This is a genomic window from Aeromonas cavernicola (genome assembly GCF_002795305.1).
Taxonomy (GTDB): domain Bacteria; phylum Pseudomonadota; class Gammaproteobacteria; order Enterobacterales; family Aeromonadaceae; genus Aeromonas; species Aeromonas cavernicola.
Genome location: NZ_PGGC01000077.1, coordinates 43,714 through 55,249, shown reverse-complemented (window position 1 = coordinate 55,249; position 11,536 = coordinate 43,714). Strand labels below are relative to the sequence as shown.

Below are 11,536 nucleotides of genomic sequence, written 5' to 3'. Positions count from 1 at the left end.
TGAGTCTGGGTCAGCAGCACCAGCAGTGCCGCTACTGTGACCAGCCCCAGCATCAAGGCGAGCGCTCGGCTCACCTGTGCCGACACCAAGGTTAAACGGGCGATCAGATCATCCACATCAATGAGGCTCACCGTGGGGTGACGACGGATCAGCTCCACTTCTGCAGCGCGCCCTTGAGCAGGCAGTCGATAGCTGCCCAGCCAAGTCTGGCCAAACGGGGCCAGCAGATCGGCGGAGAAGATCATGTAAAAATTGGGGCGCATGTTATCCCACTTAACGCTGCGCAAACTGCTGACCCGCGCGCCAAAACTACGCCCCTCAATGGTAAAGGCCAGCATGTCCCCCAACTTGATGCCAAGCCGTTGGGCCAACTCACTATCAACCGAGACCTCCCCAGGCCCAGCAAGCCAGTGGCCAGCCACTAGCTTGTTATCCACGGGGAGCTGGGTAGTGGTGGTGAAATTGAGCTCTCGATCCACCCCTTCACGCCCGGTAGGCGCTCCCTCACCGACTGCTTCCCCCGCAATGTGGGTCAACCGCCCGCGGACCATGGGATAAAAATCGGAGGTGACAGCACCCGCCTCGGTCAGTGCGGTCAATATCGCCTCTCGCTCGTTGTCCGCCACGTTAACCAGAAATCGATTGGGGGCATCGGCAGGTAAGCGGGTAGCAAATTCATCGACCAGATCAACCCGCGCTGCCCACAGCAAGCCAAACAGCATCAAGGCCAAGGCAAAGCCTGCCAGTTGAAACAAGCCACTGCTGCGCTCGCGCGCGAGGTGTGCCAGCGCCAGCCGCAGTGCATGAGGGCCGCGGACTCGCCCCCCGAGCCGTAACATCAGCGCCACTAGTCCAGCCAATAGCCCCATCAGTAATCCCATGCCGCCGACTAGGCCCAGCGCCAATCGGACATCAGCAGTAAAGCCCCATACCAATGCAAACAGGCCAAGCAACCCCACCGGCAAGGCGAGCCAAGGGGGAATACTCGCCGCTAATTCACGGCGTAGCACACGTAATGGGGGCACTTTGAGTAACCGCAGGAAGGGAATAAACGCGAGGAGCAGGGTAATAAAAAGCGCCACCGCCGCCCCCAGCGCAAAAGGGCGCCATGATGGCGCAGGCAAGTCAGCTGGCAGCAGATCCCCCAGCAGCTGCAGGGTGAGCCACTGCATCGCGCTGCCCGCCAGTAATCCCAACAGCGCCCCGACCAAAGTCAACGACAGTAATAGCCCCCCCATCAACTGCCACAAGGCGCGACGCGAGGCCCCTAGCGTCTTGAGCAGCGCCACCATGTTGGTCTGGCGCTCAGCAAAGTGGCGCACCGCAATCCCCATCGCGAGCGCCCCCAGCAGCACCCCGCAAAGGGATGCAAGCCGGAAGAAGCGTTCCGCATTGGCCAGCGAGCGCCCTACCCCTGATTCACTGTCATCGGGGGTAATCCACTTCTGGCCCGTTTGCAATTGCGGCAGTAACCAGCGCTCGTAACGGGCAAGCGCCTCCCGCTCCCCTTTGAATAGATAGCGCCACTGCTGACGACTACCGGGTAACAGAGCACCCGTTGCTTCGGTATCTGCACTGTGGATCAACGCTCGTGGCGCCAGCAGGAAGGGGCTAAAACCTTGGTCTGGTTCCTCCCCCAGTAACCCTGCAACCTTGAGCACAGTATTACCCACTTCCAACTCATCGCCGACCTTGGCCGCCAGTAATTGCATCACGCGAGCAGAGAGCCAAATTTCACCTGGTGCTGGGGCTCGGTCCGGGGTCAGTTGGAGCGTTCCGTAGAAGGGGAAACCATCCGGCACGGCACGGATGGATGCCAGCTGCAGCGCATCCCCATGAAACAACATGCTGTTAAAGCTCACCGTTGCCTGCACCGCTAACCCTTGCTGCTGCGCCTGTTGCAACCACTCTGCAGGCAGGGCGCTGGCAGTACGCAGCACCCGATCGCCACCAATAAAATCACGCCCTGATGACTTAAGCCCAGCGTCGAGCCGATCCGCTACCAGTGCCACACTCAACACACAGGCCACACAGAGCGCCAACGCCAAGACAAACCAGCGCAACTCACCGTGCAGCCCCTCTTTGCGCAATAACCGCCATCCTAGTCGCCACAGCCTCATTGGTCTCGCCCCTGCCTGAACCCTGTGTCACAACGGTCACACCACACCATGGCTGACCTCGCGCTCTAATTTGCCGGCAACCATCACCAACTGGCGTTGACAGCGCTCAGCCAGCGTTTGGTCATGGGTCACCACCACCAGCGTGGTGCCATATTGCCGATTCAGTTCGAACAACAGCGCAATCACCTTTTCCCCGGTTTTGCTGTCAAGGTTGCCGGTGGGCTCATCGGCCAGTAATAAGCTGGGGCGGGTCATGAACGCCCGCGCGATAGCCACCCGCTGTTGCTCACCACCAGAAAGACGCGGCGGTAAATGGTGCAGCCGCTCACTTAGCCCCACCGCTGCCAGTAACTCTCGCGCTCGGGGTTCACAATTGCGCTCGCCCCGCAACTCGGCTGGGAGCATCACATTTTCCAGGGCACTCATGGTCGGCAGCAGCAAAAAAGATTGGAAGATGAAGCCGATCTGCTCGGCACGCAGCCGTGCGCGCCCCTCTTCATCTAGCTCACCGAGGGATTTACCGAGAATTTCAATCCGGCCACTGCTGGGCAGGTCCAACCCCGCCAATAACCCCAACAAGGTCGACTTGCCAGAGCCAGAGGCGCCAACCAGCGCCACTGTTTCACCGCTATTGACTTGCAGATCGATCCCTTCAAGGATGGTGAGGCTTTCTTGGCCAAGGTTGACCGACTTGCCAAGGTCCTTGACCACAATAATGGGGGTTGAACTCATGCTGTATGTCCTGTTGTCCCCATCGGTTCATCGCAATACATGATGGGAGTTAAATTGATGAAACGCGCGTTACTCATTCTGTTCGTGGGTCTGGGCTCGCTGGTGGCCAGCGCCCAGAGCCAAACCCTGCTAGTGCTTGGTGATAGTCTCAGCGCTGGTTATCAAATGCCAATTGAACAAAGTTGGCCCGCCTTGCTCAATCAGCAATGGCAAGACGAAGGGGGCGAGCACCGCTTGATCAATGCCAGTGTCAGTGGGGAAACGACCCAAGGCGCAGTGGCGCGGCTACCAGCGCTGTTGGCCACCCATCAACCAGATTGGCTGCTGATCGAACTAGGTGGTAACGACGGCCTACGTGGTTTTGCGCCAGCGATTACTCGGCAGAATTTGGCCAAGATGATTGCATTGGCCCAAGAGCGCAAGACCAAAGTGGTGTTGACCCAGATCCAGCTACCCCGTAACTATGGCGCGCGCTACTTACGCCAGTTTGAGCAGATTTTTCCTGACTTGGCGAACACCAACCAACTGCCGCTACTCCCCTTTTTTATGGATGATATTGTCCTGCGCCCTGAACTTATGATGAACGATGGCATCCACCCCACCCCTGCTGCCCAACCGCTGATCCGAGACAAGGTTGCGCGCTTTATGGCCCCTTTACTTGGCCACTGATCACCAAGCCCAGCGAACCAAAACAAGCGTTCATAACAGGATGCCCTATCGATAAAACAGATCCCGCCGAAGCGGGATCTGTTTTATCGATGCTTGCCACCCCCCGTTGTTCGGCGCTGGTGCACGCTTAGCGCCCGAGCACCTGACGCAGTCGCTCTTGTGCGACCCCCACCAACAAATCGGGTTGAAACTTAGAAATAAGACGATCACATCCCACCTTTTTGACCATGGCCTCATTGAAGTTGCCACTCAGCGAGGTATTGAGAGCCACAAAGAGATCGGACATCCGGGGATCACTGCGTACTTCATGGGTCAGCCGATAACCATCCATCTCCGGCATCTCAGCATCGGTGATCATCAATAGAATTTCGTCTGTTACTTTTTTGCCTTCATCGCACCAGCCTTTCAGTAAGCTGAGGGCTTGCAACCCATCTTGGCACTCGAGCACCTCAAGCCCCAATTGAAGAAGGGTTTCACGAACCAAGCGGCGGGCCGTGCTGGAATCATCGACAATCAACACCTTGCGGCCATGCATCTCGGGCAAGATGCCGCTGTCTAGCACCCCATCAGAGATACGAATGTCATAGGTAATGATCTCGGCCAGCACCTTTTCCACATCGATGATCTCGACGATCTCTTCATTTCCCTCCCTAAAAACACGGGTAATTGCAGTGAGGTAATTCGATCGGCCCGCAGAACGAGGGGGGGGCAAAATATCTTTCCAAGTCATGTTGACGATATTGGCCACCTGACCCACTAAAAAGCCCTGAATAGTACGGTTGTATTCGGTAATGATGAGATTATCTTCACTATTAATAGGCACAGGCCGCATCCCAATGGCACTACGCAGATTGATCACTGGGATAGAAATGCCACGAATATTGGCAATCCCACTGATGTTGTGATGTGCCCCCGGCATTTTGTTCAGGCTGGGTAGTTTAACGACCTCTCTAACCTTAAAAACGTTGATTGCAAACAGTTGTTTGGAGCCCAAGCGGAACATCAACAACTCCAGGCGGTTCTCTCCCACCAACTGAGTTCGCTGATCAACTGAATCTAATATGCTCGCCATATGCTGCCATCCATCCGAGTGATAATTTATTTCATTGTAGGGAACCACGCTGGTAAACGCTGGCTCTTTTCTTATCGGCCACGTTCCAGAAATCAGGCCATTTTCTTATCGGCCAATGTGTAAAAATAAAAAAGTGAGGCCAAGGCCTCACTTCATGACGTAGACGGTTAGATCAGTAGCTACACACCGATTTCCAACTGCCGTCAGTTGCCTTGGGCTCACTGCTGGTCCACCAATTGGCCTGCCATACCACCTTGTTATGGGTGATACGATCCCCTGCGTTGGCATGATCACCTTGTGGCCAGCTTGGATAGGCTTTGTAAGCGGCCGGGTTGATGTTTTGGCTGCTGCACGTTGCGCCACCGGGATTACCGCCGCCGCCCGCCAACACAGCTTCAGGCAAGCTTGGAAACTCCGCCTTCAGGCCAATGGTCTGGCTACCGCTGATGATCCGCATCCCACTCGGCACGCCAGCCGCTGGCAGATAGTAGGTCATCGCCACTTCAATCTCAGCTCCCGGAGCCAGGGTCTGCCAGCTTGGCAGATTCATGGCGACCTTGTGGAAGTCCTTCTCGCCCGCAATGCCTTCCGAGTTGTCGTTGCCACCGCTCTCCACCACTTTGAGCCCCATGCCACTCTGATCCGTGATGGTGTCAGAAGTGGAAGTGGGCATCAGAAACTCAATGCGTGCACCGCCCGGAATAGTCTGGGTCGATTTGTTAACCAGCTTGAGTTTCGGATTGATCGGGTAGTTCGAATCCCCTTCCTTGAAGCCGGAGAGGCTGACCTGGATATCGAGCTGAGCGCTCGGCGCGGCCTGATCGTTCTGCTTGTTGTTGTACGGGGTAGCCTTGGCAAACTTATCATAGGCCAGGGTAGTCAGGGTGCTGCCCATACCGTACTCGTTCTTGGCCGGATCGAAGGCGTAGTCGCCCGCCATCTCCCAGAACATCACGCCACCCAGACCCCGCTTGATGATGTAGTCGAGCTTCTTGCCCATCGACTCCTCATCTTCGGTAGAGAGGAACACCTTTTTCTCTTCGTTCCACAACCAAGGTGCCTGCGCCTTGTCATCGTAGTAACGCACGTATTTACCTTGCATCACATGGGCTGGGTTGTTGGGATCCAGACCCCAGGCAGTGCCGTAACTCGGCAGCGTGGTGATGCCGAGGCTGGCCGCGTTCTCTAGGTTCTTAGCGTGCCACATGGGCACAGCGCCACCGCCGATCTCTTTGCCGTTCTTGTCGAGATCATGCCAGATGTTGTCGATACCGACCGCACCGTTGCCACAAGGAACTGTGCTGCCACCGGTGCCCGGCTGACACTGGTTCTGGCTCGGTAAGGCCGCTTTGCCACCTAGGCCATGGCTACCACCGCTCACCCCTTGCCAACCACGGGTGTAATAGGGCACCCCGATGTTGATCTTGCCGGCCGCTAGTGCACCACGGAAGTAGTGAGCAGACCAAGCTGCGTTGAGGTAACCGATACCGCCAAACTGCGCTTGGCTGTAGACCCCCCAGTGGGAGAGCTCAGGGTCGGCATTGTTGTCGAACAGTGCCGCGTTGTGGCCGACAAAGTGGTTCCAAGCACCGTGGAAGTCATAGGTCATCAGATTGACGTAATCGAGGTACTGGGTGACCTGGAAGTTCTCCATCCCCCGCAGCAGATAGGCCGAGGCCGGTGACGCGATAGTCAGCATATATTTACGACCATCCTCAGTACCCGCGTTATCGAGCCGCGCCCGCAAGGTCTTCATCAGCACCTCGTAGTTGGCGAACAACTTGGCACGGCACTGGTTGGAGAGCGGGAAGTCGTTGGGGTTGCCGGCATCCTTCATCGAAGTGGGGTATTCGTAGTCAATATCGACCCCATCAAAGCCGTACTGGCGGATAAAGCTCACCGCCGAATCAGCCAAGGTATTGATCCCGGCCGTATTGACCGAGCAGTCGCCCTTAGTAGTGGCGGTGTAGAAGCCGCGCGTATCGGCCCAGCCCCCGACCGAGATCAGGGTTTTCACGTCTGGGTACTGCTTTTTGTACTTCGACAGCAGGTTGAAGTGACCCTTATAAGCAAATTCTGGGTCCATCTCTGCCCCCGGCACGCCGTCCCACGTCATCTTGGTGGCCGAATCATCCACCTTGACCTGATAGCTCTGCTCATCCACCGCCGCGAAGGCATAGTTGATGTGGGTGATCTTGTTCCACGGAATATCACTCACCAAGTAGGCGGGTAAGCCATTCTTGCCGGTACGCCAAGAGGTGAAGTAGCCGATGACCCGGCGGGCATGGTCATCCCCCATGCACTCATAACCATCTGGACGATAGACTTGCCGGATATCACAGGAGAGATTGCCCCCCGTCGGCGGTAGCGCAGCCTCTTCTACATTCACGGTGACAGCCACTGACTCACCAATCAGACTCGCCTTATCAGTCACCACCCACTTCAGGGCCGCGCTCCCTTTGGCGCTTGGCGTCCAATTCACCTGCCAAGGGGCGCTGGTGTCTTCGCCTATCTTCTTACCATCGACATAGAGCTCGACTTTGGCCACGTCGTTATTGGCATCGATGACATTGCCGCTCACTGCCACGCTGCGCCCCAAGCTCACTTTGCCGCCATTGGCTGGGCTGCTGATGCTCGCCTTGGGTGCCTCTGGCGCGGCAACGGCGGCGACGTTAAAGCTGGAATCCGCCTCGCTCAGTACCTTGCCATCTTTATCCAGTGCCCGCGCCTTAAGGGCGTGAGCACCGACACCAGCGGCATTCCAACTGGCACTCCATGGGGCAGCGCTCGCCGTGGCAACCAACTTGCCATCGACCAGATATTCCACCTTCACTAGGGCGCTGCTGCTACCGTTTAAGGTCAGCGCCAGCGCCACTGGGGCCCCTTCGTTGACTGCACTCCCCACGGCGGGCGAGCTAACCGCTACGCCAAACGCAGGTAAAGAGATCTCTCCACCAAAGAGTTTCCACGCATCCGCCCACACCACCCCGACACCGGGAGCATAGTGGTAGGACGATGCACCACACCAACCTGAATAAGGAAATTCTTTACACTCGTAAAGGGCGCCAGCGTTACTGACAACATCACCAGCTTTATAAGCAGTCCCCGCCTGATAAGTGGGGTAAGCGGCCTGCACCCAAGCGGGCACAGTGGCAAGGGCCACCAGCATGGCAAGCCGGTTGGGCCTTAAGATCTGTTGCATATCGTTATCTTCCTTGTTTTGTCTTGGCATGGTTGACCAAGCACAAAGACCGCCGCAACCAAGGGGGAAAGGGCGCCGATGATGGGCCATGGACCGGCCATCAACATCCTACTCATCCTGAGCCCCCGACAGGGATTGCGTTACCGACAGTGTGGAGAAATGACTCACCCACTCAATTGTCACTTAGGCTTTGACTTGGGTTCCGTAAGGAACAAGGCGAGTATAGGAATCAAGCAACCGACTCACAATCTTAGTTCTCGAGAAAAAATATGTATTTTAGGTGACAGCCTAGTCCATAAAAAAATCGAATTTTGATTTATTTATCATTAAATTCATCATCTTAATGAATGATAATCGGCCTCAGCTGAGAGGCTGATTAGGGTTGGCTCAGCGATATAAAATGTCAGAAATGTGACAATGCGCGCTTGCTGATGGGGCAACGGGGAGATGCCCACACCACATAACACGCGAGCGCTGGGTGACTACACCTGATGGATGGGATTAACCAGAGGCAGGATCAGGGTGAGAGCGGCTCGCGGTGATACTCAGCGCCGCCGCACTCGGGGCAGCTCGCCAGTGACTGGGGATGCAGCACGGTATGGCGCCAACCGCACTGGTCACACACCATCACCCCGAGCCCCACCCAATCACCCGCCTCATACACACCTTTGTGTTCCAGCTCGTCGGCCAGCTCGCGCCACTCCACCTGGGCGCGGTCAGTCACATCCGCCAACCAGGACCAGACCGTATCCTTGAGGGCTAGCATAAAGGCAGACTCTTCAAGCTGTTCGCGATCGTCATGGCGCCCCTCGTCATAGCTGCCCAAATCCCGCTTCACATACTCAGCAATGAGTGCCAACTCGTCCTGAGTGAGATCGCTGGCTGCCTCCAGATAGGCCTGCACCTTGGCAATCAGCCGATTGAGGCGCTCGCCCTGAAACTGTTCGGTCTCCTGCCACTGTTTTTGCAGCTCGGCAATAAAGGCTTCGTACCCTTTTTGACGTTTGTTCATGCTGATGCTCCTCTAGGATGCTGGCGGTTGTTGCCGCTGCGGGATATGGGTATTCTATTGCGATTTTCTGGCTGATTTTAGCCACTCATTTCACAGATCCGGATGTCACCAATGCAAGAGCAATACGTTCCCCAGTCCATCGAACCTGCAGTGCAAAAGCACTGGGATGCCAAGAAAACCTTCAAGGCGGTGGAGAAAGTCGACAAGGAGAAGTTCTACTGCCTCTCCATGTTCCCCTATCCCTCTGGTCGACTACATATGGGGCACGTTCGTAACTACACCATAGGTGATGTGATCTCCCGTTATCAACGCCTTAATGGCAAGAACGTGCTGCAACCCATCGGTTGGGATGCATTCGGTCTGCCCGCTGAGAACGCCGCGATCAAAAACAGCACGGCACCAGCACCTTGGACCTACGAAAACATCGAGTACATGAAAAACCAGCTCAAGATGCTGGGTCTGGGTTATGACTGGGATCGCGAGCTGGCCACCTGCAAGCCGGATTACTACCGCTGGGAACAGTGGTTCTTCACCAAGCTCTACGAGAAGGGACTGGTCTACAAGAAGACCTCCTCGGTCAACTGGTGCCCGAACGACATGACGGTGTTGGCCAACGAGCAGGTGGTCGACAACTGCTGCTGGCGCTGCGACACCCCAGTGGAGCAAAAAGAGATCCCCCAGTGGTTCATCAAGATCACCGACTACGCCGAAGAGCTGCTTAGCGACATCGACAACCTCGATGGCTGGCCAGAGATGGTCAAGACCATGCAGCGCAACTGGATTGGCCGCTCCGAGGGGGTCAACATCAGCTTCGCCATCGACGGTCAGCCTGAGTTGCTGGAGGTCTACACCACCCGCCCTGACACCTTCATGGGCGTCACCTATGTCGGTATCGCCGCCGGTCACCCGCTAGCGCTGCAAGCTGCTGCCAGCAATCCGGAACTGGCCGCCTTTATCGAAGAGTGCAAGAACACCAAGGTCGCTGAAGCGGAACTGGCCACCATGGAGAAGAAAGGCATGGCCACTGGCCTCTATGCCATTCATCCGCTGGATGGCCGCAAGGTCCCTGTCTGGGTCGCCAACTTCGTGCTGATGAACTACGGCACCGGCGCCGTGATGGCCGTTCCGGCCCACGACCAGCGTGACTTCGAGTTCGCCACCAAATATGGCCTCGACATCAAGGCGGTGATCAAGCCGGTTGATGGCGACGTCGACGTGAGCGAAGCGGCTTACACCGAGAAGGGCGTGCTGTTCAACTCCGGCGAGTTTGACGGCCTCGAGTTCCAAGGTGCTTTTGATGCCATCGCCGCCAAGTTGCAAACCATCGGCCGTGGCAAGCGCACCGTCAACTTCCGTCTGCGTGACTGGGGTGTCTCCCGTCAGCGCTACTGGGGTGCCCCCATCCCGATGCTGACCTTGGCTGACGGCACCGTGGTGCCGACGCCGGAAGACCAACTGCCGGTATTGTTGCCGGAAGACGTGGTGATGGACGGTATCCAGAGCCCGATCAAGGCTGACGCCGAGTGGGCCAAGACCACTTACAACGGCCAGGAAGCGTTCCGCGAGACCGATACCTTCGACACCTTTATGGAGTCCTCTTGGTACTACGCCCGCTACTGCTCCCCAGACTACGACAAGGGCATGCTGGACCCGGCGGCGGCCAACCACTGGCTGCCGGTGGATCAGTACATCGGCGGTATCGAGCACGCCTGTATGCACCTGCTCTACGCCCGCTTCTTCCACAAGCTGCTGCGGGACGCTGGCCTCGTCAACAGCGACGAGCCGTTCAAGCGTCTGCTCTGTCAGGGCATGGTGCTGGCAGACGCCTTCTACTACAAAGACGAGAAGGGCGGCAACGTCTGGGTCAGCCCGACCGACGTCAAGATCGAGCGTGACGAGAAGGGGCGGATTACCAAGGCTGTCGACCTTGAGGGACGTGAGCTGATCCACTCCGGTATGACCAAGATGTCCAAGTCCAAGAACAACGGCGTCGACCCGCAGCTGATGGTCGAGCGTTACGGCGCTGATACCGTCCGCCTGTTCATGATGTTCGCCTCGCCGGCCGAGATGACCCTAGAGTGGTCCGACTCTGGCGTCGAGGGTGCTCAGCGCTTTCTTCGTCGCCTATGGCGCCTGGCCTTTGAACATCTGGCGGGTGGTGCGGTGGCGGCGCTGGATGTGGCCGCACTCACCAACGAGCAGAAAGCCATACGCCGCGAACTGCACAAAACCATCGCGAAGGTGAGCGATGACGTGGGTCGTCGCCAGACCTTCAACACCGCCATCGCCGCCATCATGGAGCTGATGAATAATCTGGCCAAGCTGGGCAGCGACGAGCAGGACCGCGCCCTGATGCAGGAAGCGCTGGAAGCCGTGGTGGTGATGCTCTACCCCATCACCCCACACATCAGCTTCGAGCTGTGGCAGATGCTCGGCAAAGGCGACGACATTGACCATGCCAGCTGGCCAGTGGCCGATGAGGCCGCCATGGTCGAGACCGAAAAACTGGTTGTTGTGCAGATCAACGGTAAGATGCGCGGCAAGCTGACCGTTCCAGCAGATGCAAGCCAGGCTGATGTCGAGCAGCAGGCCATGAACGACGCTGCACTGCTTAAGTTCATCGATGGGCTGACTGTGCGTAAGGTGATTTACGTACCAGGCAAGCTGCTCAACATTGTTGCTAACTAACAAGTTGCCAACTAACCGGCTGCCAGCCACGTACTGCCGAG

7 protein-coding genes are annotated in these 11,536 nt (G+C 57.1%); 2 read left to right on the top strand and 5 right to left on the bottom strand.

Going from position 1 to position 11,536, the window contains the following annotated elements; all coding sequences use genetic code 11:
* Together CUC53_RS08770 and CUC53_RS08765 are read right to left on the bottom strand one after the other, a co-directional pair.
* Positions 1-2,120 (bottom strand): ABC transporter permease (locus CUC53_RS08770; RefSeq protein ID WP_100293806.1); only part of this gene is annotated, 2,120 nt, incomplete at its 3' end.
* Between the two features lie 36 nt (positions 2,121-2,156).
* A complete protein-coding gene (locus CUC53_RS08765; protein ID WP_100293801.1) occupies positions 2,157-2,852 on the bottom strand; it encodes an ABC transporter ATP-binding protein in 696 nt (231 codons plus the stop codon).
* A 57-nt stretch (positions 2,853-2,909) separates the two neighbouring features.
* On the opposite strand from CUC53_RS08765, the gene CUC53_RS08760 reads away from it, so the two are divergent.
* The gene (locus CUC53_RS08760; protein ID WP_100293800.1) at positions 2,910-3,521 is read left to right on the top strand and encodes an arylesterase; all 612 of its coding nucleotides are present in this window, start codon (positions 2,910-2,912) and stop codon (positions 3,519-3,521) included.
* Between the two features lie 127 nt (positions 3,522-3,648).
* On the opposite strand, the gene CUC53_RS08755 is transcribed toward CUC53_RS08760, so the two are convergent.
* The 3 genes from CUC53_RS08755 to CUC53_RS08745 all read right to left on the bottom strand — a co-directional run bounded on the left by CUC53_RS08755 (position 3,649) and on the right by CUC53_RS08745 (position 8,807).
* Complete coding sequence (locus CUC53_RS08755; protein ID WP_100293799.1) at positions 3,649-4,593, bottom strand: chemotaxis protein CheV; 945 nt, start codon at positions 4,591-4,593, stop codon at positions 3,649-3,651.
* 172 nt (positions 4,594-4,765) lie between these two features.
* Complete coding sequence (locus tag CUC53_RS08750; protein ID WP_476692209.1) at positions 4,766-7,795, bottom strand: glycosyl hydrolase family 18 protein; 3,030 nt, start codon at positions 7,793-7,795, stop codon at positions 4,766-4,768.
* A gap of 517 nt (positions 7,796-8,312) precedes the next feature.
* Positions 8,313-8,807, bottom strand: coding sequence for a zinc ribbon-containing protein (locus CUC53_RS08745; RefSeq protein ID WP_100293798.1), 495 nt, complete (start codon positions 8,805-8,807; stop codon positions 8,313-8,315).
* A 111-nt stretch (positions 8,808-8,918) separates the two neighbouring features.
* Here CUC53_RS08745 and leuS point away from each other — a divergent pair, with 111 nt between their 5' ends.
* The gene (leuS, locus tag CUC53_RS08740) at positions 8,919-11,495 is read left to right on the top strand and encodes a leucine--tRNA ligase (RefSeq protein ID WP_100293797.1); all 2,577 of its coding nucleotides are present in this window, start codon (positions 8,919-8,921) and stop codon (positions 11,493-11,495) included.
* The last annotated feature ends 41 nt before the right edge of the window (positions 11,496-11,536 follow it).

Bases quoted from the DNA above. Each gene is read 5' to 3' on its own strand.
- CUC53_RS08765 (WP_100293801.1), bottom strand. From the start codon at position 2,852: ATGAGTTCAACCCCCATTATTGTGGTCAAGGACCTTGGCAAGTCGGTC.
- CUC53_RS08760 (WP_100293800.1), top strand. From the start codon at position 2,910: ATGAAACGCGCGTTACTCATTCTGTTCGTGGGTCTGGGCTCGCTGGTG.
- CUC53_RS08755 (WP_100293799.1), bottom strand. From the start codon at position 4,593: ATGGCGAGCATATTAGATTCAGTTGATCAGCGAACTCAGTTGGTGGGA.
- leuS (WP_100293797.1), top strand. From the start codon at position 8,919: ATGCAAGAGCAATACGTTCCCCAGTCCATCGAACCTGCAGTGCAAAAG.
- CUC53_RS08750 (WP_476692209.1), bottom strand. From the start codon at position 7,795: ATGCAACAGATCTTAAGGCCCAACCGGCTTGCCATGCTGGTGGCCCTT.
- CUC53_RS08745 (WP_100293798.1), bottom strand. From the start codon at position 8,807: ATGAACAAACGTCAAAAAGGGTACGAAGCCTTTATTGCCGAGCTGCAA.